This window comes from Streptomyces sp. JN8, assembly GCF_055808075.1.
This window is the reverse complement of the sequence record NZ_CM147852.1, coordinates 6,872,669-6,897,461: the sequence shown is the minus strand read 5'-3', so window position 1 is coordinate 6,897,461 and position 24,793 is coordinate 6,872,669. Positions and strand designations below refer to the sequence as shown.

At 75.3% G+C, this 24,793-nt stretch carries 27 protein-coding genes; 12 read left to right on the top strand and 15 right to left on the bottom strand.

Annotation, left to right across the window (positions count from 1 at the left end):
* Nucleotides 1–334: 334 nt before the first annotated feature.
* Both ACY0MR_RS30500 and ACY0MR_RS30495 read right to left on the bottom strand, forming a co-directional pair.
* Entirely contained in the window at nucleotides 335–910 is a 576-nt protein-coding gene (locus ACY0MR_RS30500; RefSeq protein WP_473556489.1) for a TetR/AcrR family transcriptional regulator, read from the bottom strand.
* Between the two features lie 105 nt (nucleotides 911–1,015).
* Nucleotides 1,016–2,710 (bottom strand): serine/threonine-protein kinase, encoded by a 1,695-nt coding sequence (locus tag ACY0MR_RS30495; protein WP_473556488.1) that lies wholly within the window; start codon nucleotides 2,708–2,710, stop codon nucleotides 1,016–1,018.
* A gap of 244 nt (nucleotides 2,711–2,954) precedes the next feature.
* Between ACY0MR_RS30495 and ACY0MR_RS30490 the strand changes: the two genes are divergently transcribed.
* From ACY0MR_RS30490 to ACY0MR_RS30480, 3 genes are all read left to right on the top strand, one after another.
* The gene (locus tag ACY0MR_RS30490; RefSeq protein WP_392862725.1) at nucleotides 2,955–3,551 is read left to right on the top strand and encodes a TetR/AcrR family transcriptional regulator; all 597 of its coding nucleotides are present in this window, start codon (nucleotides 2,955–2,957) and stop codon (nucleotides 3,549–3,551) included.
* Between the two features lie 337 nt (nucleotides 3,552–3,888).
* Nucleotides 3,889–5,046, top strand: a complete 1,158-nt coding sequence (locus ACY0MR_RS30485; protein WP_473556485.1) for an agmatine deiminase family protein — start codon at nucleotides 3,889–3,891, stop codon at nucleotides 5,044–5,046.
* Between the two features lie 488 nt (nucleotides 5,047–5,534).
* Complete coding sequence (locus tag ACY0MR_RS30480; RefSeq protein ID WP_473556483.1) at nucleotides 5,535–6,389, top strand: hypothetical protein; 855 nt, start codon at nucleotides 5,535–5,537, stop codon at nucleotides 6,387–6,389.
* A 354-nt stretch (nucleotides 6,390–6,743) separates the two neighbouring features.
* On the opposite strand, the gene ACY0MR_RS30475 is transcribed toward ACY0MR_RS30480, so the two are convergent.
* The gene (locus ACY0MR_RS30475; protein WP_473556481.1) at nucleotides 6,744–7,772 is read right to left on the bottom strand and encodes an agmatine deiminase family protein; all 1,029 of its coding nucleotides are present in this window, start codon (nucleotides 7,770–7,772) and stop codon (nucleotides 6,744–6,746) included.
* A 387-nt stretch (nucleotides 7,773–8,159) separates the two neighbouring features.
* Here ACY0MR_RS30475 and ACY0MR_RS30470 point away from each other — a divergent pair, with 387 nt between their 5' ends.
* The 3 genes from ACY0MR_RS30470 to ACY0MR_RS30460 all read left to right on the top strand — a co-directional run bounded on the left by ACY0MR_RS30470 (nucleotide 8,160) and on the right by ACY0MR_RS30460 (nucleotide 10,278).
* A complete protein-coding gene (locus tag ACY0MR_RS30470) occupies nucleotides 8,160–8,840 on the top strand; it encodes a TetR/AcrR family transcriptional regulator (protein ID WP_392862731.1) in 681 nt (226 codons plus the stop codon).
* Nucleotides 8,841–9,008: 168 nt separating this feature from the next.
* Nucleotides 9,009–9,467, top strand: coding sequence for a group II truncated hemoglobin (locus ACY0MR_RS30465; RefSeq protein WP_473556477.1), 459 nt, complete (start codon nucleotides 9,009–9,011; stop codon nucleotides 9,465–9,467).
* Nucleotides 9,468–9,564: 97 nt separating this feature from the next.
* Nucleotides 9,565–10,278, top strand: coding sequence for an adenosylcobinamide amidohydrolase (locus ACY0MR_RS30460; RefSeq protein WP_473556475.1), 714 nt, complete (start codon nucleotides 9,565–9,567; stop codon nucleotides 10,276–10,278).
* A gap of 124 nt (nucleotides 10,279–10,402) precedes the next feature.
* Here ACY0MR_RS30460 and ACY0MR_RS30455 read toward each other — a convergent pair whose 3' ends face one another.
* The 7 genes from ACY0MR_RS30455 to ACY0MR_RS30425 form a co-directional block, all read right to left on the bottom strand.
* A complete protein-coding gene (locus ACY0MR_RS30455) occupies nucleotides 10,403–11,050 on the bottom strand; it encodes an alpha/beta fold hydrolase (RefSeq protein WP_473556472.1) in 648 nt (215 codons plus the stop codon).
* A 231-nt stretch (nucleotides 11,051–11,281) separates the two neighbouring features.
* A complete protein-coding gene (locus tag ACY0MR_RS30450; protein ID WP_404086062.1) occupies nucleotides 11,282–12,064 on the bottom strand; it encodes a DUF6230 family protein in 783 nt (260 codons plus the stop codon).
* Nucleotides 12,061–12,693 (bottom strand): hypothetical protein, encoded by a 633-nt coding sequence (locus ACY0MR_RS30445; protein ID WP_473556469.1) that lies wholly within the window; start codon nucleotides 12,691–12,693, stop codon nucleotides 12,061–12,063. The genes ACY0MR_RS30450 and ACY0MR_RS30445 overlap by 4 nt, the downstream gene beginning before the upstream one ends.
* Nucleotides 12,690–13,085 (bottom strand): DUF6114 domain-containing protein, encoded by a 396-nt coding sequence (locus ACY0MR_RS30440; RefSeq protein WP_388805379.1) that lies wholly within the window; start codon nucleotides 13,083–13,085, stop codon nucleotides 12,690–12,692. The genes ACY0MR_RS30445 and ACY0MR_RS30440 overlap by 4 nt, the downstream gene beginning before the upstream one ends.
* Nucleotides 13,079–13,864, bottom strand: a complete 786-nt coding sequence (locus tag ACY0MR_RS30435) for a DUF6230 family protein (RefSeq protein ID WP_473556467.1) — start codon at nucleotides 13,862–13,864, stop codon at nucleotides 13,079–13,081. Before ACY0MR_RS30435 ends, ACY0MR_RS30440 begins: the two co-directional genes overlap by 7 nt.
* A complete protein-coding gene (locus ACY0MR_RS30430; RefSeq protein ID WP_473556464.1) occupies nucleotides 13,861–14,415 on the bottom strand; it encodes a DUF6114 domain-containing protein in 555 nt (184 codons plus the stop codon). Before ACY0MR_RS30430 ends, ACY0MR_RS30435 begins: the two co-directional genes overlap by 4 nt.
* A 100-nt stretch (nucleotides 14,416–14,515) precedes the next feature.
* Nucleotides 14,516–15,196, bottom strand: a complete 681-nt coding sequence (locus tag ACY0MR_RS30425; RefSeq protein WP_388805388.1) for a cholesterol esterase — start codon at nucleotides 15,194–15,196, stop codon at nucleotides 14,516–14,518.
* A 212-nt stretch (nucleotides 15,197–15,408) separates the two neighbouring features.
* Here ACY0MR_RS30425 and ACY0MR_RS30420 point away from each other — a divergent pair, with 212 nt between their 5' ends.
* Nucleotides 15,409–16,026 (top strand): TetR/AcrR family transcriptional regulator, encoded by a 618-nt coding sequence (locus tag ACY0MR_RS30420; protein ID WP_404086050.1) that lies wholly within the window; start codon nucleotides 15,409–15,411, stop codon nucleotides 16,024–16,026.
* Nucleotides 16,027–16,102: 76 nt separating this feature from the next.
* Here ACY0MR_RS30420 and lepB read toward each other — a convergent pair whose 3' ends face one another.
* Nucleotides 16,103–16,711: a signal peptidase I gene (lepB, locus tag ACY0MR_RS30415; RefSeq protein WP_473556462.1), complete on the bottom strand. Its 609-nt coding sequence runs from the start codon at nucleotides 16,709–16,711 to the stop codon at nucleotides 16,103–16,105.
* Between the two features lie 259 nt (nucleotides 16,712–16,970).
* Nucleotides 16,971–18,059: an AraC family transcriptional regulator gene (locus tag ACY0MR_RS30410; protein WP_392862740.1), complete on the bottom strand. Its 1,089-nt coding sequence runs from the start codon at nucleotides 18,057–18,059 to the stop codon at nucleotides 16,971–16,973.
* A gap of 174 nt (nucleotides 18,060–18,233) precedes the next feature.
* Here ACY0MR_RS30410 and ACY0MR_RS30405 point away from each other — a divergent pair, with 174 nt between their 5' ends.
* Nucleotides 18,234–18,683, top strand: a complete 450-nt coding sequence (locus tag ACY0MR_RS30405) for a Rieske (2Fe-2S) protein (protein ID WP_388805400.1) — start codon at nucleotides 18,234–18,236, stop codon at nucleotides 18,681–18,683.
* Here the strand turns inward: ACY0MR_RS30405 and ACY0MR_RS30400 are convergent.
* Nucleotides 18,670–19,368 carry a cysteine hydrolase family protein gene (locus tag ACY0MR_RS30400; RefSeq protein ID WP_403310107.1) on the bottom strand — a complete coding sequence of 233 codons (699 nt, stop codon included), beginning with the start codon at nucleotides 19,366–19,368 and terminating at the stop codon, nucleotides 18,670–18,672. The genes ACY0MR_RS30405 and ACY0MR_RS30400 overlap by 14 nt on opposite strands.
* A gap of 78 nt (nucleotides 19,369–19,446) precedes the next feature.
* Here ACY0MR_RS30400 and ACY0MR_RS30395 point away from each other — a divergent pair, with 78 nt between their 5' ends.
* Nucleotides 19,447–19,914: a pyridoxamine 5'-phosphate oxidase family protein gene (locus ACY0MR_RS30395; protein ID WP_148001315.1), complete on the top strand. Its 468-nt coding sequence runs from the start codon at nucleotides 19,447–19,449 to the stop codon at nucleotides 19,912–19,914.
* Nucleotides 19,915–19,925: 11 nt separating this feature from the next.
* Here ACY0MR_RS30395 and ACY0MR_RS30390 read toward each other — a convergent pair whose 3' ends face one another.
* Nucleotides 19,926–20,828, bottom strand: coding sequence for a LysR family transcriptional regulator (locus tag ACY0MR_RS30390; RefSeq protein ID WP_388805409.1), 903 nt, complete (start codon nucleotides 20,826–20,828; stop codon nucleotides 19,926–19,928).
* 73 nt (nucleotides 20,829–20,901) lie between these two features.
* Here ACY0MR_RS30390 and ACY0MR_RS30385 point away from each other — a divergent pair, with 73 nt between their 5' ends.
* On the top strand, nucleotides 20,902–21,993 hold the full coding sequence (locus ACY0MR_RS30385) for a DMT family transporter (protein WP_473556458.1): 1,092 nt from the start codon (nucleotides 20,902–20,904) through the stop codon (nucleotides 21,991–21,993).
* A gap of 15 nt (nucleotides 21,994–22,008) precedes the next feature.
* On the opposite strand, the gene ACY0MR_RS30380 is transcribed toward ACY0MR_RS30385, so the two are convergent.
* A complete protein-coding gene (locus tag ACY0MR_RS30380) occupies nucleotides 22,009–23,343 on the bottom strand; it encodes an aminotransferase class I/II-fold pyridoxal phosphate-dependent enzyme (RefSeq protein WP_388805415.1) in 1,335 nt (444 codons plus the stop codon).
* A gap of 35 nt (nucleotides 23,344–23,378) precedes the next feature.
* On the opposite strand from ACY0MR_RS30380, the gene ACY0MR_RS30375 reads away from it, so the two are divergent.
* Both ACY0MR_RS30375 and ACY0MR_RS30370 read left to right on the top strand, forming a co-directional pair.
* Nucleotides 23,379–24,086 (top strand): pyridoxamine 5'-phosphate oxidase family protein, encoded by a 708-nt coding sequence (locus ACY0MR_RS30375; protein ID WP_388805418.1) that lies wholly within the window; start codon nucleotides 23,379–23,381, stop codon nucleotides 24,084–24,086.
* Between the two features lie 52 nt (nucleotides 24,087–24,138).
* Nucleotides 24,139–24,783 (top strand): FMN-binding negative transcriptional regulator, encoded by a 645-nt coding sequence (locus ACY0MR_RS30370; RefSeq protein ID WP_388805421.1) that lies wholly within the window; start codon nucleotides 24,139–24,141, stop codon nucleotides 24,781–24,783.
* The last annotated feature ends 10 nt before the right edge of the window (nucleotides 24,784–24,793 follow it).

The following is a 24,793-nucleotide window of genomic DNA, read 5'->3' as shown; positions in this document are numbered from 1 at the left end:
TCCGGAGCCCCGGGCCGCCTGGGGGGTGCGGGGCGCGACGGGCGGGGGGGGCGGCGTACGAGGCGCGACGGGCGGGGGCGCGAGAGGCCGGCGGCGGCCGCGGGGCCTGGCGGCCCGGGCCGCGAGGCCTCGGGTGGGCCGGGCCCCAGGCCGCCGGGCCGCCGGGCCACCAGGCCGCCGGGCCTCGGGTCGGCCGGGCCCCGGACCGCCAGTCCCCCGGGTCGCCGGGCCCCAGGCCGGCCGGCCCCGGGCCGCCAGGCCCCAGGCCCCAGGCCGCCAGGCCCCAGGCCGCCAGGCCGCCAGGCCCCAGGCCGCCGGTTCACTGGAAGGCGACTCAGTGGAGGGCGGTCAGTTCGGCCTCGACGGCCCCCCGCAGCAGCGCCCGCGCGTGGTCGATCTCGACGCCGCCCCCGAGCCAGCGCATGCTCAGCCCCTCGAGGAGAGCGGTGAGCCGCTCACCCGCCGCCGCCAGCGCGGACGCCGAGGCCATGGGACGCACCTGGCCGAGCAGGACGGCGACGTCCTGGGACCACACGAGGGTGGCTCGGGCCAGGTCCTCGCGGAGCAGTTCGTCGAAGACCGCGCTCGCCCTCAGCTCCCCCCAGGCCGCGCTGTTCTCCCGCACCTCGGGGGTGTCCTGGAGCTCCAGGAGGAGCGTCCCCTCCAGTTCCTCGCGCGGGCTCGGCGGCGGGGCGTCCGGGGCGCGGTCGCTCGTGTAGCGCTCGGCACGCCGGCTGGTGAACTCCAGTGTGTGGCGCAGGATTCCGGCGCGGTCCTTGAAGTAGTAGTAGACGAGGGCCGTGGAGACGCCCGCCTCCGCGGCGAGTTCCTCCACCCGCAGGCCGCGGATCCCCCGGCGGGCGATGACCCGCGCGGCCGCTTCGAGGATCCGGGTGCTACGCGTCGCCATGCCCGCACCCCGTCCGGCGGGTTCGCCGTCCCCCGTGCCGCCCGGGGAGGGCCGAAGGGGTTCCGGGCCGCGCCCCGCCGGAGACGGCGGGTCCGGATCCCGGCGTCATCCGTCGCGCCGGTGGTGGTCGAGGACGACCGTCACCGCCCCGCCGCCGTCGGCCGCCTCGGCCAGGCGGGCGATCACGATCTGCTTCTGGTCGGCGCTGCGCACGCAGAAGGGCCGCTCGTCGGCGAGTTCGGCGAAGTTCAGCGTCGTCACCGGCTCCGACTCGATCCCGCGGACGCACTCGGCCGGACTCAGCTCGTCCCCGGACGCGATGAAGGCGTCGCTCTCCTCGGACAGGACGAACGCCGAGTCCGTACGGGCGAGATACCAGGCCGCGGTCTCCTCGGGCACGACCTTGCCCGCCTTGAGGTCGAACTCGTAGGTGGTGTCGGGGGAAGTGAGCTCGACGCCCGCGTACCCGGGTCTGTAGGGGGTCGCGCCGGACGGGGACGGGGCGGCGCTGGAAGGCTGCGGTCCCACGGTGACGGGCGGTCGGGCGGAGGGGGCGCCGGTCGCCCCGGCGGGGTCCGCCCCGTCCTCCGGCGGGGGGTCGAGGTAGTAGACGGCCGCCCCGCCCAGGACGAGCGCGAGGAGTGCCACGAGGACGGTGACCAGGAGCCGGCCGCCGCGGCGGGGCGCCCGGCGCGATCCGGGGGCGCGCTCCGATGAGCCCGCGGGAGAGGCCCCCGCCCCGCCCGGCGGGGGTGTGCCGGTGCCGGAGGGAGGAGCGGTACCCGCGTCGCCGGTACGGCCCGGCCCCGCGCCGGCCCCCGGGTGGGGGTTTCGCGAGGCGAACGCGGTGGCCGTGACCGTGGGCCGGACGTGGGCCGGTTCCGGTCCGGCCGCGTGACCCGCGAGGTCGGCGCTGACGGGGTGCGGCAACCAGTCGTCGGCGAACCCGGGCCGCGGCCCCACGGCGGGATGGGCGTGGACGGCGGCGATCAGTTCGGCGGTCGTGGGGCGGTCCTCGGGGCGCTTGGCCAGACAGCGCCCGAGCAGGTCGCGCAGGGCGGCGGGGACGGGGGTCAGGTCGGGCGCCTCGTGGACCACGCGGTAGAGCGCGGCGGACTCGGGTCCGCTGCCGAAGGGCGGCGCCCCGCCCGAGACGTACACGGCGAGCGCGCCGAGGGCGAACACGTCGGTCGCCGCCGTCGCCGGGAGTCCCAGTGCCTGCTCGGGCGCCATGAAGGCCGCGGTGCCGATCCGCAGGCCCGTGCCGGTCAGCGCGGCGGCGTCGGCCGCGCGCGCGATGCCGAAGTCGATCACCCGGGGGCCGTCCGCGGCGATCAGCACGTTGGCGGGCTTGAGGTCCCGGTGCACGACGCCCACGCCGTGGATCCCCTGGAGGGCCTCGGCTATGCCGGCCACGAGGAGGAGGACGGTGCGGACCGGCAGCGGTCCGTGGCGCTGGACCACCTGCTGGAGGGTGGGGCCCGGGACGTACGCCGTCGCCAGCCACGGCGTACGGGCGTCCACGCCGTGGTCGACCACCTGCGCGGTGAACAGGCCGTGGATCCGCCGGGCGCTGGCCACCTCCTGGGCGAAGCGCTCGCGGAACTCTGGGTCCGCGGCGAACTCGGCCCGCACCGCCTTCAGCGCGATCGGGCGTCCCCCGGGGGTGTACGCCAGGTAGACGACGCCCATGCCGCCCGCGCCCAGCCTGGCGTGCAGGCGGTACCCGCCGATCTCGCGGGGGTCGTCGTCGGACAGAGCCGTGGGGGCGGGTTGTGCACCGGGCAGCTGAGCGGACATGCGGTGGCTCTTTCGGCGAGGTGGAACGGGGCGGCGCGCGGAGCGACGCGGGCGGTGGGCCGGTGCGCCGGTGCGCCGACCGAGCGGCGGCGGGTGGGCCCCTGTCGCAGGGACGGTCCCCGCATCGTGCCCTTAACTAAAGTTTCAGTCAATATGAGACGATGGCGGGCGCGATCGGCACGTCCCCGCGGTACCCGCCCGACCCGGTCGCGACCGCCCCGGACCGACGACGAAGGAACCCCTCATGGCGACGGACCGCAGAACCGCGATCCTGGAGGCGGCCGCCCGCACCATCGCCCGGCGCGGCGTGCGCGGCCTCCGCACGGAGGAGCTGGCGGCCGAGGCCGGGGTGTCGACCGCGCTGGTCTACTACCACTTCAAGGACCGGGCCGGCCTCCTGCGGCACACCCTCGGCTTCATCACCGACCGGGCGCGGCAGCACGCCGTGCACCCGGGGGCCGAGCTGCCGGCGGACCCGGTGGAGCTGCTCGGGGCGGCCCTCCAGCTGGAGTTCCAGGACCTCCCCGAGGTGCGGGAGAACGCCACGGCCTGGGGGGAGCTGCGGGCCGGCGCGATCTTCGAGCCCGAGCTCCGCGGGGCGCTGTCCGAGGCGAGCGCGGCCTGGGTCCGGCACGTCGCGGGGCTCCTCGCCCTCGCGAGGCCGGAGGCGGACGCGGCGGAGACCGCCGCCTCCGGCGAGCGCCTGACCGCCCTGCGCGAGGGGCTGAACGCCCGCCGGCTCAGCGGAGTCCTGCGGCCGGAGCACGCCCGCGAGCTGCTGGGCGAGGCGATCACGGTGGAACTCGCGCACCTGGCCGCGCGCCGGGGCGCGACCGGCTGACTCCCGGCCCGCCCGGGGCGACGGCGGGCGCGCGCCACCGCGCATCCGCCGGCGGTCGACGCCCCGAGGCGGCATCCGGGCCGCCCTCCCCCGCCCTTGGACGCCGGTACACCGCCCCTGGATGTCGGCACCCCACCCTCGTCGTTTGACTGAAATTCCAGTCAGTGTCAGAGTGCTTGACATGAGGCCGCCGCCGCTCCCACGGCGCCGCGCGGTCGCGGTGCGGATGATGCACCCTCTGAAGCAGGACTCGCGTGACGGTTCTGCCGCCCCTCTCCCCGCGCCCCCCACCGCGGCCGGACGCCTCCGTCCCGCCAGTCCACGATCGGAGTCCACGATGACCTTCCTCCCGTCCCGGCGTTCCGCCCTCCGCTCCTTCGCCGGAATCACAGCGCTCGTCCTCGGCGCCTCGGCGTGCGGACCCGGCGACCCCGGGCCGTCCCCCTCCTCGGGCGGCGCGAAACCGCGCGGAGGGCACGGCGGGGAGCGCCGGCTCGGCGCGGAGTGGGAGAGCCACACCCGTACCTTCATGTCCTGGCCGGCGCTGGAGTCGGTGTGGGGGGAGGACCTCTCCTACGTACGGAAGGACATCGCGCGGATCGCGCGGGAGATCGCCGAGTACGAGGAGGTCGTCATGATGGCCCGGCCCGCGCAGGCGAAGGCCGCGCAGCGGGCGTGCGGATCCCTCGTCGAGGTCGTCCCGCTGGACGTCGACGACCTGTGGGCCCGTGACACGGTGCCCCTGTTCGTCGAGGAGGAGGGCGAGGTCGTCGGCGTCGACCTGAACTTCAACGGCTGGGGCGAGAAGCAGGACCACGAGAACGACGGCCTGGTCGGCGAGACCCTGCTCGCGAAGTACCGGATCCCCCGCGTCGAGGCCCCGCTGGTCGCCGAGGGCGGCTCCTTCGAGACCGACGGCGAGGGCACGCTGCTCATCACCGAGAGCTCGATCGTCAACGACAACCGCAACCGGGGCATGAGCCGGGACGCGATCGAGGACGAGCTGATCGAGACCCTGGGCTTCGAGAAGGTGGTCTGGCTGGCCGGCGTCCGCGGCGAGGACATCACCGACGCGCACGTCGACAGCCTGGTCCGCTTCGTCGCCCCGGGCGTGGTCCTGCTGGACCAGGCGTTCCCGGGCACTCCCCCGGACTCCTGGTCCCGCTCGGCCGACCAGGCCCGCTCGGTCCTCAGCCGGGCCACCGACGCCCGCGGCCGGCGCTTCGAGATCATCGACCTCCCGCAGCCCGACCTCGACCGGATCACCGGCGAGGGCGACGACTTCGTCTCGACGTACGCCAACTTCTACATCGCCAACGACGCCGTCTTCCTCCCCAAGTTCGGCGACCGGAAGGCCGACAACCGGGCGAAGGGCATCCTCCAGGAGCACTTCCCCAAGCGCGACATCAGGATGGTCCCCATCGACACGATCGCCTCCGGCGGCGGCGGGATCCACTGCTCCACCCACGACCAGCCGGGCAAGCCCGCCGCCTGACACGGCCGTCGTCGCGACGACGACCGCCGCCGACACCCGGGAACGCGGCCACCGCCCCGGCCCCTCACGGGCCGGGGCGGTCGTCGTTCTCCGCCGACGGCACCCGGCTACAGGCGCTCGGCGCTCCGCGGCCCCTTCGCGTAGAAGCCCCCGCCGTCGAGCCGGGCGGTGCCGCCCAGGTCCCCGGCGGACACCGGAGCGGGGCCCCGGATGCGTGGCGGGGGTGGTGTCCTGTTGAATCGGCGGTCATGCGGTCTTCGTTCATCTCCGGTTCAGCTCCTCGGCCAGGTGGGGGTGCCGTGCGCCGTGACCCGCGGGCCCGGGCCCGTGGCGCGGCGTCCGTCCGGTCTGCCCGTGCCGCGGCGCTCGCGGCCCTGCTGTCCCTCGGCGTGCTCGGCGCGGCCGGGTGTTCCGACGGCGCGGGCGACTCCGACGGCTCGTCGCCGGGGCCGCGTCCCTCCGGGTCAGGGTCCACGACCGGGAAGGTCGTGGACCTCAGGAAGCGGATCACCGCGTTCACCGGTCGACTGTCCGCGGACGGTGGCTACCGGGGTCCGGGGCTCGCGCAGCGCCGTGCGGTGGCGGACGGCGTCCGCCTCACGCTCGACGGCGACCTGGCGGCGGCGCGCGAGCGGCTCGCCCCGGTCGGCTGGACCGTGCGGACGCTGCGGGACCGGGCCGGCGGCCGCGAGTTCGCCGAGCTGGCCGACGCGGACTCCGCGACGGCCCGGGAGCGCGGCTGGGGGCGTGTGTACGTCGGCCTGGGCGGCGGACGGGCGCGCTGGAGCGTGCAGGCCCCCCATCCGGTGGCCGACCTGCACAGCGAGCGGCTCGCCGTGGACACCCTCCTCGCGGCGCCTCGCGGCGTCCTGGTGCTGGCCGGGGCGCACCGCGACGCGGGCTCCGGGGACGGCGCGGACGTCGCGCACCGCGAGGACACCGTGTTCGACGCGGTCTGCGACCTGCTCGCCGGACAGGGGATGCCCGCGATCCAGGTCCACGGCTTCGCCGACGACTCGCTGCCGGGCGAGGACGTGGTCGTCTCGACCGGCCGCGGGGACGCGGCGCGGCAGCCGGCGGAGCGGCTGGCGGACGCCCTCGACCTGCGCGGCTTGGCGGTGTGCCGGGCCGACCGGGAGGACTGCGGCGATCTGGAGGGCCGCCGCAACGTGCAGGGCGTACGGGCCGACACGCTGCACGTGCCGTTCCTGCACGTCGAGTTCAACCGCTCGGTGCGCGGCGACGACGAGTCGGCCGAGGACGCGGTGGGTGCGCTCGGTGAGGTGGCGCGGTCCTGGTCCGAGGCCCCGGGCGCGGACGCGTCGGTCGCGCCGCCGTCCTGAGGCGCCGGGGCTCGTCCCGGCTGGTCGGCCCGGCTCTCCGGGGCGCGGGCCGCCGGGCCCGCGGGGTGACGGGCTGCGCTGATCGGGCGGGCTCCGCCGGTGGGGCGGGGTGCCGTGGGCGGGGTGGGTTCCGCCGGTGGGGGCGGTGCCGCGTCGGACGGGGTACGCCCCCGGGCGCAGTGATCCCCGTGGTTCCTGTGGTTCCTGTGGTTCCTGTGGTTCCTGTGGTTCCGTACGGCGACCGTGGGGTGCGCACCGTGTCGCCCTTCACGAGGTGGCTGTCGCCATGCGTACGACGCGCCGGTCGCCGGTGAGGACGGCGACCGGCGCGTCGAGTGCCGGAGGATCCTCCGGTCAGGCCGCCGGGGGGACGACCGGCTGCGACTGGGTGGCGCAGTGGATGCCGCCGCCGCCGCTCGCGATGTTGTCGATGTTGAGCTGCACGACGTTCCGGCCGGGGTACGCGGCCTGGAGGATCGCGTAGGCGACCCCGTCGGCGTACCCGTCGCCGAACTGCGGCACGAGGACGGCGCCGTTCGCCGTGTAGTAGTTGGTGTAGCTGGACAGGAACTCGGTGCCGCGGCCGCGGATGTACCGCCGGTCCGGGCCGGGCAGTTCGGTGACGGCCAGCCGTCGGCCCCGGGCGTCGGTGGCGCCCTGCAGGATCCGCCGGGTCTCCTCGTAGACGGCGATCCACTTGGGGTCGGTGCCGGGGCCCGGCTTGTCGAGGATGACCCGCCCAGGTGCGGTGAAGCGGGCCAGGCAGTCGATGTGCGCGTCGGTGATGTCCTGGCCGGCGAGGCCCGGCACCCAGATGACCTTGTCGGCGCCGAGCACGGACCTCATTCCCTGTTCGACCTGGTCCTGCGTCATGCCGGGGTTGCGGTTGGCGTTGACCAGGGAGCTGACCGTGGCCAGCAGGGTGCCCTCGCCGTCGGTCTCCAGCGATCCGCCCTCGCCGACGAACGGCGCCCGGACGCGGTCGATCCCGTACTGGCCGAGGAGCGTCGCGGCCGCGACGGCGTCGTTGGCGTACGGCTGCGCGTAGGAGGTGCCGGTCTTGCCCCAGCCGTTGAAACGGGTGTCGACCCCGGCGACGGCGCCGGGAGCGACGACGAAGGTGGGGCCGAAGTCGCGGATCCAGAGGTCGTCGTTGGGGATCTCGACGACGTCGATGCCGTAGTAGGCGCCGCTCCCGCAGGTGTAGCGGGCGTCGGCGGCCTGGTCCGGGCGGGCGAGCAGGACGACCGGCTCGTACCGCGAGATCTCGTGCGCGACGGTGGCGATGTCCCGGCGCACCGCGCCGAGGTTGCTGGACCACACCGAGGACAGCGCGGGCCAGGCCATGAAGGTGCGCACGTGGTGGTCGGTCTCAGCGGGCATCCGCAGAGTGGCGCCGGACGGGCCGTCGCCGCGCGGGCGACCGACGGCAGTGCGGTGCCGAGGGCGACGAGCGGCAGGGCCGCGGCGCCGAAGCGGAGCAGTCGGCGGCGCGTCGTGAGGGGCATGTCCATGGAACTCCCTAGCGGTGGGACCGGTGGGTGCCCGGCCATCCTGGCGTGAACTGAACATTCAGTCAAACAGGAGACGCGTTCGCCTCGGCGATCCGCGGAGTCACGCGGCAGCCCGCCGACGAGGCCGCGGTGATCCCGGAACTCGGCGGCGCACCCGCACCACTGCCCCTCCCGTCCGACTCGGCCCCCTTGGGTCGGATCCAACTAAAGATTCAGTCAGCATGAGATACTGCGAGCGACGAAGAGGAGGCACCACGTGGCCACAGACCGCCGAACCGCGATCTTGGAAGGTGCAGCGCGCGTCATCGCGCGGCGCGGGGTCCGCGGACTGCGGGTGGAGGAACTGGCGGTCGAGGCCGGAGTGTCCACCGCGCTGATCTATTACCACTTCAAGGACCGCGCGGGCATCCTGCGCCACACGTTGGAGTTCATCAGCGACCGGGCGGACCGGTACACGGCGGCCGACGAGGGCGCGGCCGAGGGGTTCGACCCCCGCGGCGAGCTGGAGCGCTCGCTGCTGCTGGAGTTCCAGGACCTCCCCGAGGTCCGGGAGAACAGCACGGCCTGGGGCGAGCTGCGGGCCAGCGCCGTGTTCGACCCGGAGCTGCGGCGCGAGCTCGCCAGGACCGGCCTCGCCTGGGTCCACGACGTGGCGGCGCTCTTGGGCGAGGCCTGCCCGACCGTTCCCGCGCCGACGCTCACGGCGTCCGCGGAACGCCTGACCGCCCTCACGGAGGGGCTCAGCACGCGCTGGCTCAGCGGCGGGCTGCCCGTGCACCGCGCACGGGAGCTGATGCGGGCGGCGATCTCCGTGGAGCTGGAGCAGCTGGCCCGCCGCCGGCCGCCGGAGCCGTGGAGCAGCGGGGAACCCGAGCCGCCGGGCGGCAGGGCTCCCGAGCCGCGGCCGGCCCCCGAGCCCGGCGCCGCCCCGCGCTGACCGCCGCCGGGCACCCGCCGCCGCCCGAAGCCTCCACTCTGGGCTCCGGGCCGCCCGGGCGGCCCCTCCCTCCCCTGGGGCGCCCGCCCCGCCGAGAGCGAACATCCTTGGATCCGAGGCCCGTTGGGGTAAGGCTGGGCGGACACACCACGGATCCGGAGGCTCCCGATGACCGCCGAGCACCCGCACACCCTGTACGAGGCCGTGGGCGGCGCCGACGCGCTGCGCCGGCTCTCCGGGACGTTCTACGAGGCCGTCCTCGCCGACCCCGTCCTCGCCCCCGTCTTCGCCGACTTCACCCCCGCCCACGTGGAACACGTCGCCGTCTGGCTGGCGGAGGTGTTCTCGGGCCCCGCGGCGTTCACCGCCGAGCTCGGCGGGCACCAGGCCCTGCTCCGGGCCCACCTCGGGCTCGCCATCACCGAGGAACAGCGCCTGCGCTGGATGGAGTTGATGACGGCGGCCGTGGAGAAGGAGCTGCCGGACGACGCGCTGCTGCGCCGCCGCGTGGTCGAGTACTTCGACTGGGGCACCCGGCTCGCCAAGGACGTCTCGGCCTCCGCGCCCGGCACGGACCTCGGGGAGCCGGGCCCCACACCGCGGTGGGGCTGGGACGGCCTGGCCTGAGCCACGGTCGCCCACCGCGCCCGCACCGCCCCCGCCGGCCCGTCGCCGCCCGGGCCCCGCGCCGCCCGGCGCGGTGCCGTGCCCCTAAGGTGCGGGGGTGGCTACCCGAACCCTCCTGACCAGCCCGTCTCTCGCCGACGCGGCCCTGCTCGCCCACACCGAGCAGGGCCGGACGTGGCCGCTGCTGGCATGGGCACCGGGTCCGGGGGTCCGCATGGTGTCGAGCGCGGTGCTGGGCGGCGGCATCGGCGAGCGGGAGTGGGTGCTGAACGCCCAGGTCCCGCCCGGCTACGACCGGCTCGATCCCGCCGCCCACCTCCGCGAGCTGGCCGCCGGTGCGGGACTCACCGGCCCGGGCGTGGGCCTGATGACGGCCGCCTCGGTCGCGGACCTGCGCCACGCCGAGGACGGCGGCGCCCGGGCCGTGGTCACCGCGGGGATCGGCGTACGGGGCTGGGCGGCGGAACCGGGCGTGGGCGACACGGCGGTCCCCCGCCCCGGCACCATCAACATCGTCGTGTCGCTGCCGGTCCCCCTGACGGACGCGGCCCTGGTGAACGCGGTCGCCACCGCCACCGAGGCGAAGGTGCAGGCCCTGGTGGAACTGGGCGCCGACGCCTCCGGGACCCCGACGGACGCGGTGTGCGTCGCGGCTCCCGTCCCCACTGCGGGCGCGGTCCAGCCCTTCGCCGGGCCGCGCTCGCTGTGGGGCGCCCGCCTGGCCCGAGCGGTCCACGCGGCGACCCGGGCGGCCTGCGCGGAGCTGATCACTCCCCAGGGGCCACTCGGGACCGGGTCCCGAGTGGCGTGAGGAAGGCGCCCGGGGCCGCGTCCCACCCGGCGCCAAAGACCCCAGCCACGTCCCACCCCGCATCGAGAGGGACCCCGCCAACCTGCGCGGGCGCCCTCCCCGCCCGAACCGGCGGTCGCCGCCCTCACCCGTGCGACAGCAGCGCCGCCGTGAGTTCGGCCGCCCGGCGGTGCCACAACTGAGCGCCCCGCAGCATCGCGTGGCCGCCCGTCGGCATCGGGATGCCCGCCGCGTCCGCCCCCGCCGCCCGGGCCCTGCGGACGAAGTCCCAGGAGGCGCGGGCCGAGGTGACGCGGTCGCTCTCGTCGTGCAGCAGATAGAGGCGTCGGCCGCCCAGGTGGTCGACGGGCTCGTCGGTGGGGCACCAGGGCGCGAGGGCGACGACTCCGCGGACGGCGGGGTCGCCCGCCGCGGCGAGGGCCGCGCGGCCCCCCATCGAGTGGCCGATGAGGACGACGGGGACGGGCCCGGCCTGTCCCCGGAGGCGTACGAGCGCGCTCTCCGCGTCCCGAGCGGCGTCGGCGCTCGCGCCGTTCCAGCCGCGGTGCCGGTAGCGCACCTCGGCGATCAGCACGTCACGGCCCCGGACGGCGCGGTTCACGGCGGCGGCGAAGGGCCGCATGCGCAGCGCGGGCAGGTTGAGGGCGGGCGGCGGCTCGGGGCCGTCGGCCCGCCCGCCGTGGAGCAGCAGCACGGCCGCGGTCGGTACGGCCGGCGTGCTCCGGACGACGAACGCGCCGGGGTCGGCCCGGCGGGTGGGGCACAGCGTCATCGGCTGCTCGCCCCGCTCCCGGGACGGTGCGGTGGCCGGTGGGGCCGTCCGCTGGTGCGGACCGCCGGCCGTCCGGGCTGCTGCGCCATGAGGGGCCTCCAGGAATCGCCTGCCGCCTCCCCGGTGGAGCGGCCCGCTCACGCCACGGGGACACGACGCTGAGACCCGAAGTCTGCCAGGTCGCACGGTCCGTCAGATACGGGCCCCGGCGGACGGCCGGGCGGCCGGGGGTCACGGCGTGCCCGGGGTCCCGACGGGTGCCGCCGGGGCGGGGCAGGCGACCGTACCCGGCCGGACGGAGAGCGTGAGTTTCGGCGTGGTGAGGAGGCCGGGGATCTGGAAGTCCTGGGCGGTGCCGACGATCCGGTCGAACTTGGCGTACCGCGCCTGGATCCCGAAGCGGTGCTGCGGGCTGCCCAGCGGGTTCACCACGTACGCGCCGCTCGCGTCCTTGACCGTCTTCACGTCGGCGCCGTTGGTGTTGAGGTCGACCACGCCGTCCATGTCGAGGACGCCGGTGGCGTTCCGCAGGTCGAGGACGGTGTTCCTGGTCCGGATCTCCCAGGAGCGCGGGTCGTCGTCCCCGAGGGTGAGGAGCAGGGTGTACGCGGCTCCCGCGATCTCCTGCCGCCGGCTGATGCAGAGGCCGTTGATGACACCGTCGGCGAAGCCCATCCGGAGGACCCGCACGGTCCCCGTGGAGCCGTCGGGCCGCACGACCGCCTGGTCGACTACGGCGGCGCCGTACTGCGTCCCGTACAGGCTGCTGGTGGTGAAGTCGACGGGCCGGTCCTGGATGCGGAGGCCGACGGCGAGTGCGCCGCTCGCCATGGCCGAGCCGAGGCCGCCGGCCGCGAGGAGGGCGGGCACGGCGACAGCGAGCGAGCGCCGCCAGCGGGTCCGGCCCTCCGCTCCCCGGCCGGCGGGGTTCCGGGGGTGTCCGGGCCGGCGGGGGCGCCCGGCGTGCTCGTCGCGTGCCGGGGTCCGGGGGGCCTCGGTGGGCTCGGGGCTCATGGAGTGGTCACCGTGATGGTTCCGGGGAGGTGGACGGGGTTGTCGGTGGAGTCGAGGGCCGCGTGGTCGTCGACCGTGCGGATGGCGTAGACGTCCCCGACGAAGTCCTCGGCGCCGGCCGTGAGCGGGATGAGGGAGCCGAAGAAGTCGAGCAGGCCCTGCACTCCGCAGATCCTGACGAGGACGCGGACGCAGACGTTCGAGATGGTGCCCCACATCGTGGTCGTCTCGGGCCTGCCCGCGCGGTCGTAGCCGCCGAGGGACCCCTCGCCGGGGACGTCGATGGTGACGGTGTGACCGGCCGCCCGCTGCGTCACGTTCATGTGCGAGCGGATCTTGAGCTTGGTGAAGGTGTACTGGTTCGTGACCCGGGTCGTGCCGTCGGAGAGCCGGACGGTGACGTTCTTCTCGACGGTCATGGAGACGGCGACCATGCTGGCGATGGTGACGCGGAGCGGGTCCGGGGACGGCAGGAAGGGCGCGCCCAGGGGCTCCACTGCGGGCGCCTCCCCCGCGGCCCGGCTCGGCTGCCCGGACCAGAGGGCGGTGACCACGGCGAGGAGGAGCGCGGCGGCGACGGCCGCCGCCCTGTGCGGCGCCCCGGTCCGGCGCCGGGCGGGCGGCCTCATCCCTCCGCCTCCGCCGGTGCCCGGCGGCGGGGCCTGCGGACGCCCCAGCCGACCGTCATGGAGCCGCCGAGGACGCCGAGCAGCATGCCGAGGAGGAAGCCACCGAGGTTGGACACGACGAGCGAGACGACCGCGAGGACCGTGCCGATGAGGCCGAAGGTGTAGCGCTGGCCGGGCAGTGCCAGCGGGATGAGTCCGCACAGGATCATCCCGCCGCCGACGAGGTAGCCGGCCACTCCCCCGAATCCCGTGCTCACGATCAACTGCAGGGAGCTGAGGGAGAACTTGAGGACGGTCCATCCCCCGGCGATCAGCCACAGCCCGCCCCAGAAGGGCCGGGTGCGCCGGAAGGCCCGGAACCAGGCGCGCGCGTGCGCCGCCCGGCTCAGCACGTGGTGGCCGTTCCGGCGACGACCCTGATCCTGAGGTCGGGCAGGACGAGGGCGCCGGCCATCTCGGCGTCGTACGCGGTGGCGTCGAGTCCGTGGAGCGTGATGGAGCTTCCGCCCTCGCCGCCCGCCGAGCCGAGCCCGAACCCGCCGGGGACGGCGCCGGTGAGCGGTCGGCCGGCGACGGTGACCTGGTCGGCGGACTGGCCGAGGACGGCGTTCTGGAGGGTGGTCCTGCCGTACGCCCGCAGTTCGGTGGCCTGGATGTAGAGGTTCGAGGCGTCGATGTCGGTGGTGAAGGCGGTGGGCGGGGTGGCCGCCACCTTCTGACCGCCGGTCAGGAGCAGCGAGTACGGGACGCCCGCGATGGTCTGGTGGACGACCCCGCAGAGCCCGGCGAGCCCGGCGCTGGCGAAGCCGACGCGGGCCATCGCGGTGTCGGTGGTGGTGCTGCCGTCCGGGCGTCCGACGGCGGGGGTGTTGACGATGGCGCCGAAGCCGGTGCCCTCGACTCCGTTGGACGTCAGGGTGAAGGGCTGCCCCGTGACGCTGAAGTTGGCGGCGAGCGCGCCCTGCGCCAGGGCGGTGCCGAGGACGCCGATGGCGAGGGCCGAGGGGGCGAGGGCGAGGGCGCAGCGCCCCCAGCGGGTGCCGCGCCGTCGGCCGTCGGCCGCCTCGGCGAGCATCCGGGCGTTCCAGTCGGCGGCGGCCCGGGGGCCGGCCGTGCGCATCCGGGCGAGGGCCGGGCCGATGCGGCGGGGAAGGGACGGGGTCTGCGTCATGCGGATCCGCTCCTCACGGACACGGGCGGTACGGAGGGGCCGCCGGGTCCCGAGGCTCCGCCGGTCCGGTCGGCGGGCCGGCCGCGGCGCGGGAGCCCGCGACGCGGGGCGGGCTTCTCGGGGAGCCAGGCGAAGGCCATGGAGCCGCCGAGGACGGAGAGGACCATGCCGGCGAAGAGTCCGCCGAGGTTGGACAGGGGGAAGGAGGCGACTCCCGCGATCACGGCGATGACTCCGGCGGTGTGCCGCTGACCGGGCATGAACAGCATGAGCAGGGCCATCGCCATGAGGACGACGCCGCCGGCCATGCCCGCGACGCCTCCGACGCCGACCTGGAGGATCTTGCCGAGCGGGGCCATCGGCAGGAAGAAGATGACGAATCCGCCGAGCGCGGTCCAGACCGTCGCCCAGAACGGCCGGGTGCGCCGCCAGCGGCGGAAGGCCGCGCGGGCCCCGCGGGTGCCTCCGGCGGGACCGGGGGGAGCCGGTGCGGCGGATTCGCCTGCTCCGACGGGGTGTTCGGGCGGTTCGGGCGGTGGATCCGTGGTCATGGGTGCCTCGCAGCTGGGGTCGGGGCGGGAGGGGCCGGAGGCCGGTTCCGCCGGGGACTCGGCCTCCGGGTGGGCGGGATCGGGCCGGGATCCGTTCGGGTCAGCAGCCCTTGTCGCCGTGGGCGATGCCGATGGCGAGGTCCGGCAGGGTGATGGCGCCCGAGATGGTGGCGCCGTTGGCATCGGCGTTGAGGTTCTTGATGTCGGTGCGGCCGCCGGTGGCGTCCAGGCCGAACTGGCCCGGGGTGCCGTCGGTGATGCCGCTGCCCTTGATCCCGGCGCCGTCGGCGGCGGCGCCGATGACGTTCGGGGTGGTGGTGCTCGCGTTGAGCGTGGCCGTGGCGGCCTTCAGCGACTGGGCGTCCAGGACCAGCTTGTTGGCCTGGAGTCCGGCGCCGGCGACGAGTTGGTCGCTGGTCAGCGGGGTGGCCGCCGCCGGTGAGGAGATGTTGAGCGACCAGGTGCCGAGGCTGCCGATCACCGGGAGGTCGACAGACTGGACGGCGTGCACGCAGATGCCGTCCAGTCCGGCCTTGGCGATGCCGACCTCGGCGGCCCCCTTGGAACCGCCGGCGTCGATGGTGTGCATCACGGCGCCGATGCCCTGCGGGGCGGCGACCGTCTTCGAGCTGAGGGTGAAGGGGACGCTGGTCAGCGAGAGGTTCGCGGCGAGCGCGCCCTGCACCATGGCCGTGGCCATGGCGGCGACCGCCGCCGTGGCCGGCACGGCGAGGAAGGCGGATCTGCGCCAGCGGGTGACGCCTCGGGGCTCGTGCTGCATGTGGTCTCCAACCGTCGTCCCGCACGAGTCGCGCGGGGGGATCCGGATGCGGCCGCGCGCCCCGCGGCCGGTGCGGCCGGTGTGCCGGCCGTTGAGGCCGACCGGAGCGGTGACACTTCACGGCTACCTGTTCGAGAATTGGACACTCTTATAAAGAGTGTCAATAGTTCGGACGATCCTGGGAAGAAATGCGACTGGACTAGGCTTGCCCGATGCCACGGTTCAGGGAGACGGTCCGGACACTGCTGCGCGAGCGGCTGCTGGACGCCGCGTACGAGGCGGTCGCCGACCGCGGCTTCGACAAGCTCCGGATGTCCCACCTGGCCGGCGCGGTCGGGGTCAGCCGTCAGACGCTGTACTCGGAGTTCCCGTCCAAGGAGGCCGTCGGCGAGGCCCTCTTCCAGCGCGAGCTGGAGCGCTGCCTGGTCGGCATCCAGGAGGGACTGGACGCCCACCGGGACGACCTGAGGGCGGCGGTCGAGGCGTCCGTCGGCTTCACGCTCACGCTGGCCGGCCGGAACCCGCTGATCAAGGCCATGCTGACGAGCACCGGCGAGGACGGCCTCCTCCCCTATCTGACGACCCGCTCGGCGGCGGCCTTCGACCTCGCGACGGCGATGGCCGACGCGTACGTCACGGAGGCCTGGCCGACGATCGACCCGGTGGCTCGGGAGCTGGCCGTGGACGCGGCGGTGCGCCTGACGGCGAGCCACATCGTCCAGGCGACCTCCTCTCCGGAGGAGTCCGCCCGGCGGATCGCGGACACCGTCGTCCGGGTCGCGCTGAGCACGGGCACCGAGCGGGTGCCGGAGGCCGCGCCCCCGGCCTGACCGACGGCGGTTCCCGGGCCGGGTCCGGCAGGGCCACGCCCGGCTCGCGACGCCCGGCCCGGCCGGCGGGACACCCCTAGGGGGCAGGCCCCGCATAGGCCTCCAGGACGGGGCGGTTGCCGATCTCCGCGGACGCGGAGACCGGAAAGGCCCGTACCCCGACCCGGCCCTCGATCCGCGCGATCTCGCCCCAGCCGTACGCCCGCGAGTCGTCCGACAGGTCGGGGTTGTCACCGAGGTAGAAGAACGACCCCCCGGGCACGGTCCGCAGCGCGGACCGCGCGGAACGCGCCCCGTCGGGACCGCAGCACGCCCCCGTACGACGGGCCTGCGCCGCCCACTGCGGTGCCGCGACCCGCCGGAGCGGGCCTTCGCCCGCCTCCTGCAGCAGCACCTGGAACGGCTCCTCGGGCGTGGACACGATGGCGACGCGGTCACCGGGCAGTCCGATCACCCGCTTGACCAGGAGCGTGTCCCTTCCGGTGGCCCGGAGCAGGACGACGTCGAAGCGGCGCGCCGCCGCCTCGGAACCCGGCGCCGCGAGCACCCGGTCCCCCGGCTGGAGGGTCGGCGCCATGCTCGTGCCGTCGACCCGCACGCCGAGGGACGTCACGGCCACCACCGCCACCAGGCAGAGCACCACTCCGGCACCGAGGGCGGCGGCCGCCGCCCGGCGCACGGTCACCGGGACCCGCTCCGGGCGCGGGGACGCCCGCGGCCGCCACGGGAACCGGCACGGAGGCGACCGTGGGGACGGTCGCGGGGAGTGCCGCGGGGGCGGGCACGAGCAGCGCAGCCCGGCCGGCCGCGGGGAGTGCCGCGGGGGCGTCCGTCGTCGGGACGGCCGTCCCGGACGTCCGGCAGCCGTACGCCGCCGGACCGTTCGATCTCGGTCATGCCGGGACGGTAGGACGGGCGGCGGACGGCGGCCGTGACCGTACCGCTCAGGGTTGTTGACCGGGCGCCGGGACCGGGCGGGCGCGCTGGTCCGCGGACCCGGCCCGGGCCCGGTAGGCCCGGGGCGTCTCGCCGGTCCACCGGCGGAACGCCCGGTGGAACGCGCTGGGTTCGGAGAATCCGAGCCGGTGCGACAGACGCTCGATGGAGATCCGGCCGCCGGCCAGCTCGGCGAGGGCGTGGTCGCGCCGCACCTGGTCGCGGAGCCGCTGGTACGTGGTGCCCTCGGCGGCCAGCCGGCGGCGGAGGGTCTGCGGGCTGACGGACAGCAGGGCGGCGAGATCCTCGGGGGTCGGGACCGGACCGGCGGGCAGGGACCTGCCGATCAGGTGCCGCACCCGGCCGGTCGCCGTGCTCTCGTGGTCGACGCGGACGAGCACGTCGACGGGGGCCCGCCGGAGGAAGACCCGGAGCGCGGCCGCGTCCCGCAGGACCGGCTCGTCGAGGTCCGCGCGGTCGAGGACGGCGGCCGTCCGCGGGGCGCCGAACACGCAGGGCGCCCCGAACAGGAGGGCGCACTCGCCGGCGTGGCGGGGTTCGGGGTGGGCGAACTCGACCCGGCGCAGCCCGACGCTCCGCCGGACGAGCCAGCCGGCGAAGCGGTGCGCGACCAGCACCGTGGCCTCGGCGCCGAAGTGGAGGGGGTCGTCGTACCCGGAGAGGTCGAACTCCAGCAGCGCCTCGTCGGCGTCGCCGGTCGCGCCGGCCGTCCCCGCCGGTTCGACGAGGCGGAGGCGCGGCCCGCCCGGGAAGAGGGCGTAGAAGGCCCCGGCCCGCCGGAGCGCCTCGCGCAGGTCACGGCTGCCGTGGACCACCGCGTGGGCCATCATCGCGAAGGTCCCCACCTTGCTCGGGGCGCCGCCGAAGCCGATGAGTTCGTCGTCGAGGGCGGTCCAGAGCATTCTGACGAGCTGTCCGAACCGCTCCGCCGGAACCCGCTCCGCGGTCCCGGGGTCCTCGGCGAGTGCGGCGGGCAGCCCCGCGCGGGCGAGCAGCGGCCCGGTGGGGACGCCGCGCCGCTCGGCCGCCAGCAGCACGGCCCGTACGTGACGGGCGCTCACCGACTGCGTCAGCATGCCCGCCACCCCCTCCCCCGTGGACAGTTCGACCCTTACTTGTCCAGGATCAGACACTCTAGTCAGAACTGTAAGGCGGAGAACGTCCGATCCTGTGAACGGGACACAGGTCACAGCCGTACCTTCGGGCTGGGGCGGAAACGCCCCGAACGCACGAGGGAAGAGGGGCAGCAGATGAGCGGAGTGGCACGCCGGACCGTGGTCGCGGCGGCGGGCGGTACGGGACTGGTCGCGGTTCTGGCCGCCTGCGGGAGCGGCGGCACCGCCGACGGGGACGGCGGCGGCACCGGGGGCGCGGCGAGCGGCGGGACGGACGACGGCGGCGCGACCCCCGAGGCCGAGACCCTCGCGCAGACCGGGGACATCCCGGTGGGCGGCGGGAAGGTCATCGCCGGCAAGGGCGTGGTGATCACCCAGCCGAAGGCCGGCGAGTTCAAGGCCTTCTCGTCGAAGTGCACCCACGCGGGCTGCGCCGTCGGCAGCGTCCGGGACGGGGTCATCGTCTGCCCCTGCCACCAGAGCCACTTCGACGTGTCGGACGGCAGCGTGAAGTCCGGCCCGGCCGGCTCCCCGCTGCCGCCGACGCCGATCCAGGTGATCGGCGACGCGATCAGCTTCGGCTGACGGCGCCCCCGGCGCCCGGCGACCTCCCCGCGACCCCGGACCGCCGGGGGAGCTTCCAGCAGGCGAGCACGTCGTCGGTCGTGGTGATCGTGGCGACGAGCGCCAGGGTGTGGCGGATCATCGCGGGGGTGTAGTCGGCCGGCACCCCCGCGATGGCGTCCGCGGGCACGACCACGGTGTAGCCGAGGTTGACGGCGTCGAAGACGGCGTTGGGCACGGCCACGTTGGCGGAGACACCGGTGACGATCAGGGTCCGGCAGCCGAGGTTGCGGAGCAGCGGGTCGACGCCGGTCCCGGCCAGGGGCGAGAGCCCGTGCAGCCGCCGTACGACGAGGTCCTCCTCGGCGACCTGGATCGGTTCGGCGACGCGTACCGCCGTGCTCCCGCTGTGCTGCTGGACGGGAAGCCGGGCCGCGGCCCGGAAGAGCCGGGCGTTGCTGCCGGCGCCCCGCCCGTCGGGGCGCCGTTCGGCGACGGCGTGGATGACCTGGACGTCCGTCTCGTGGGCGGCGGCCACCAGTCGTGCCACGTTCCGCAGCGCGCCCGACGCGCGTGCGGCGGCGGCCAGTTCGGGCAGGGCGCTGTCCGGTCCCACGACCCCCTGCTGGCATTCGACGGTGAGCAGCACGACACCTCCGTCCGGCCTGATCCGCTCTCCGAGCCGCTCTCTCGCAGTCCGCTCCATGGCCTCTCCCCTTGCACGCGCGCGAATGGCCCTCCATGCTTTCTGACGTCTCATCAGAAATCTAGAAGGGTGCGGACGATGACCGTCGCACAGCGCCGTGGACGCCGGATCATGATGACCCCGGCGGAGCTCGACTCCTTCCTCGCCGAACAGCGCACCTGCCGGGTCGCGACCGTCTCCGCCGACGGCCGCCCGCACGTGAGCGCGCTCTGGTTCGCCTGGGACGGCTCCTCGCTCTGGCTGTACTCGCTGACCCGCAGCCGGCGGTGGGCGGAGCTGCGCGCCGACCCGAGGATCGCCGTCGTGGTGGACGACGGGGTGGAGTACGGCGAACTGCGCGGCGCGGAGCTGTCGGGCACGGTCGAGTTCGTGGGCGAGGCGCCGCGCACGGGCGAGCCGTGCCCCGAACTCGACGTGCCCGAGCAGCTGTTCGCCGCCAAGAACTTCGGGCTCGACGCGATGCCGCACGACGGCAGGCACGCCTGGATGCGGCTGACACCGGACGCGATCGCCTCCTGGGACTTCCGCAAGCTCGCGGGCCTCTGACCGGAGCCCGGTCAGCTCCCCAGCGGCCCGGCCGCCTCCCGCAGCGCCCCGACCACCGCCCGTACGGACGGCCTGCGCCCCGCGTCGGAGCGCCAGGTGGCATAGATGTGGCGCCGCACCGGCTGCCGTACGGGGACGAAGACGACCCCTTCCGGCACCGGGCGCCCGAGCCGGGGCGTGACGCACACGCCGAGGCCCGCCGCGACGAGCGCCAGCTGGGTGTGGTGCTCCCCCGCCAGATGTCCGATGCGCGGCTCGATGCCCTGCGAGCGCAGGGTGAACATCAGCCAGTCGTGGCAGAACTCGCCCTCGGGCCAGGAGACCCACTCCTCGTCGGCGAAGTCCACCAGGTCCACCGCCTCGCGGCCGGCGAGCCGGTGCCCGGCGGGCAGGGCGACGTCGGCGGCGTCGTCGAGGAGGTGGGCCCGTTCGAGCCCCCCGGGCACGGGTGCCCGCTTGTTGCTCCAGTCCAGGACGAGCGCGAGGTCCGCGTCGCCGCGGAGCACCGCGCGCACCCCGCCCTCCGGCTCCAGCTCCGTCGTGCGGACCCGCAGGTCGGGGTGCCCCTCGCGCAGGGCGGCGAGCGCGGCGGGGAACAGGCCCCGGGCGGCGGTGGGAAAGGCGGCGACCCGCACCTCGCCCACCACCTGGCCGCGCTGGGCCTCGATGTCGGCCTGGGCCATCTGGACCTGGGAGAGGATCCGGGCGGCATGCTCGGCGAGCAGCATCCCGGCGTCGGTGAGCCGCACCCCCCGGCCGTTCTTGGCGAGCAGCTGCTGGCCCACCTCGCGCTCCAGTTTGGACAGCTGCTGGGAGACGGCGGAGGTGGTGACGTGCAGGCCGTCGGCCGCGCCGCTGACCGAGCCGTGCCGGGCGACGGCGTCGAGGGTGCGCAGGCGCTCCAGATTCAACATGTAAGCGATTCTAAGGGGAGGGGTCGAGGAATTCTCGCTTGTTCTAAGAGGTCGCCGCCGCCACTCTGAGTGCATGAGCCCCGCAGCCCCGCTCCCGCCCGCATCCCCTCCCGCCGCCTCCCGTCTGCTCGACTGGCGCGTCCGCTTCGGCGTCCTGGCCCTGATCTGGGGATTCAGCTTCGTCTTCATCAAGGTCGGCACGGAGGGCTTCGCCCCGTTCCAGGTGACCTTCGGGCGACTCCTCTTCGGTACGGCGGTGCTCGCCGTGGCCCTGGCCGTGAAGCGCGACCGGCTGCCGCGCGGCGCCCGCGTCTGGGGCCATCTGACCGTCGCGGCCTTCCTGCTCAACGCCCTGCCGTTCTCCCTCTTCGCGTACGCCGAGCTGACCATCCCGTCGACCCTGGCGGGCATCTGCAACGCGACGACACCGCTGTGGGGCATGCTGCTCTCCCTCGTGGCGCTCTCCGAGGACCGCCCCACCCGGGTCCGCGCGGCGGGCCTCGGGATCGGTTTCGTCGGGGTGCTGACGGTGCTCGGCGCCTGGCAGGGCTTCTCGGGCGTCGACGTGACGGGCACGGCGCTGGCCCTGCTCGCGTCCCTCAGCTACGCCGTCGGCTGGATCTACGTCCGCAGGACGCTGAGCGGCACGGGCGCCTCGAACCTCTCGCTCGCCGGCTCGCAGGTCGGTCTCGCGACGCTGCAACTGGCGGTCGTCACACCGCTGTTCACGTCTGTTCCGACCTCCGTCGAGGTGCTCCCGCTGCTCGCCGTGATCGCGCTCGGCGCGCTCGGCACGGGATACGCGATGCTGCTCCAGTACGGGGTGGTGGCGGAGGTCGGCCCGACGACGGCAGCGATGGTCACGTACTTCATCCCGGTCATCGCGACAGTGGCGGGCGTCGCCCTGCTCGACGAGCAACTCGCCTGGAACACCCCGGTCGGCGCGATCGTGGTCCTGGCGGGAGCGGCCCTCACCCAGACCCGCCGAACCCCCCGACGGGCCGCCACCCCCACCCCCTTCACGCCCCCGGCGAACAGCACCCCTCCCCACCCCGTCGCGGCCAACACACCCGCCACGCACAGCAGCCCTCCCACTCCCGTCGCGGGCAGCGCGCCCGCCGGGAACGGCACCCCCACCCACCCCGTTGCGGCCATTCGTTCCTGAGGCGAAGCGGGCCCCTCACCCCCAACTCCGGGCCACCACCGGCCCCACCGCCCCCACCACCGCCTCGGCCAGCGGTTCCACGTCCGCGAGGGCGAGGCCCGAGACGGTGATCCGGACGGCCGGCCCCGTGTCCATCCGGAACCGTGCCCCCGGCGCGACCGCCCAGCCCGCGGCGAGCAGCCGGGCCACCGCCCCGGTCTCGTCCGGCACCGGGATCCAGACGTTCATGCCGCTGCGCCCGTGGGCCTCGACGCCCCGCCGGGCCAGGGCCCGGACGAGTCCGTCGCGCCGCTTCCCGTAGGCGCGGGAGACGACCGCCGGGTCCACCGCCTCCGCGGCCCAGAGGTGGGCGACGGTCCGCTGGAGGAGCTTGCTGACCCAGCCGGGCCCCAGCCGCTGCCTCCCGAGCACCCGGTCGACGGTCTCGGCGTCGCCGGTGAAGGCGGCGACCCGCAGGTCGGGACCGTAGGCCTTGGCCACCGAGCGGATCAGTACCCAGTGGTCGCCGCCCCCGGCCAGCGGGTGCAGGGGCTGCGCGACGATCCCGTGGCCATGGTCGTCCTCGATCAGCAGCACACCCGGATGCCGGGCGAGCACCCGCCGCAGCTCCTCGGCGCGGGCCTCGGTCACACACGCCCCGGTGGGGTTCTGCGCCCGGTCCGTCACGATCACCGCCCGCGCCCCGTCCACGGCGAGCGCCCGCTCGACGGCCTCCGGCCTCGGCCCCTCCTCGTCCACGGCCATCGGTACGGGCCGCAGCCCGAGCGCGGGCACGAGGTCGAGGAGGCTCCCCCAGCCGGGGTCCTCGACCGCGACGGCGTCCCCGGGCCGCAGGTGCACGGCGAGCACGCGCTCGACCGCGTCGAGGGACCCGGAGGCGACACCGACGGGACCCTCGGGCACCCCGTCGGCGTCGAAGGCGGCGCGCGCGAGGCGCGCGAACTCCTCGTCGACGGGGGCCTCCCCGTACATGCCGGGCCGTTCGGCGTACCGACGCGCGACCTCGGCGAAGGCCTCCCCGAGCGGGGGCAGCAGCGCCGGGTCGGGGCTGCCGTTGCTGACGTCCCGGACCCCGGCCGGGGCCTCCACCCGGATCGATCCGCGGGTGGTCGTGGCGGGGCGCGGGCGCACCCGGCTGCCCCGTCGCCCGTCGGTCTCGATGACCCCGCGTTCGCGCAGGGTGCGGTAGGCGGCGGCGACGGTGTTCGGGTTCACCCCGAGCGTGACGGCCAACTCCCTCATGGGAGGCAGGAGTCGCCCGGGCTCCAGAGCCCCGAGCCCCACCCCGCGCTCCACGCTGGCGGCGATGTCCGATGCGCGACGACCTTCGATCCGATACTCTCCTAGCACAAACATTAGTATGCACTAGTGCAATGGAGAGCGCAATGAGCACCACCGCCGACACGGTCCCCGCCGAGACCCCCGGAACCTCCGCCGGCGCGTACACGCCGACCGACCGGACCGTCCCCACCCGCTCGCGGCAGCGCGCTTCGTACGACAAGGCACTGGTGCACTCGATACTCGACGAGGCCTACGTCTGCCACCTCGGGTTCGTGCGGGACGGCGCGCCGGTCGTGCTCCCGACGCTCTTCGGACGGATCGGCGACCGCCTCTACGTGCACGGATCCACCGGCTCGCGTCCGCTGCGGGCGGCCGGCGACGGCACGGCCTCCCCCGGGCTGCCCGTCTGCCTCACCGTGACCCACGTCGACGGTCTCGTGCTCGCCCGTTCCGCCTTCCACCACTCCCTCAACTACCGCTCGGTCGTGGTGCTCGGCACCGCCCACCAGGTCACCGACCCCGAGGAGCTGCGGACCGCCCTGGACGCCCTCGTCGACCAGGTCGTCCCGGGACGCTCCGCCGACTCGCGCCCGGCGAACGCCAAGGAGCTCGCCGCCACGGCCGTGATCCGGCTCGACCTGAACGAGGTCTCGGCGAAGGTCCGCACCGGCGGACCCAACGACGACGCCGAGGACCTCGCCCTCCCCCACTGGTCCGGCGTGGTCCCGGTGCGGGGCGGCTACGGCACCCCGGTCCCGGCCGACGACCTCGACCCGTCCATCGGCCTGCCCGGCTACCTGGCCGCGCTCTAGCGGACGGCGGAAGGCGAAGGGACGGACCGACGATGCCGAGGACGGACACCCCATGCTGATCCACCCCTGGGACGCCCCCCGCGACGAGGACGAGTGGCGCACCTGGCTCTCCCGGCACGACTTCGGCCAGCTCGCCGTCAACGGACTGCCCGGAGAACCGCCGTGGGTGCAGCCGGCGCACTTCCGGTACGAGGCCGAACCCGGCCCGTACGGCCGGGTGCTCACCCACCTGGCCCGCCCCAACCCGCTGTGGCGCGCCCTGGAGGCCGATCCGGCGGTCCTCCTCAGCGTGGTCGACGACTACGTCTTCGTGCCGGGCACGTGGACGGCCCCGGAGGGGACGCCGGCCTCCCACGGCACACCGACCTCGTACTACGCGGCGGTGCAGCTGCACTGCACCGCGCACGTGGTCGACGATCCGGCCGAGAAGGCGGAGCTGCTCAACCGCCAAGTCGCGCACTTCCAGCCGGACGGCGGTACGGCCCCCGCGGTCCCCGGCGAGGCCCCCTTCGGCCGGCTGCTGGCCGGGATCCGGGTGCTGCGGCTGGAGGTCACGGACGTGCGGGCCAAGTTCAAGTACGCGGGGAACAAGCCGCCGGAGGTCCAGGACCGGGTCATGGACCGGCTGGCCGAACGCGACGGCCCCCGCGACCGGGCGGCGCGCGGGCACCAGCTGCGCCGCCGCACCGCCGGCTGAACCGCGGCGG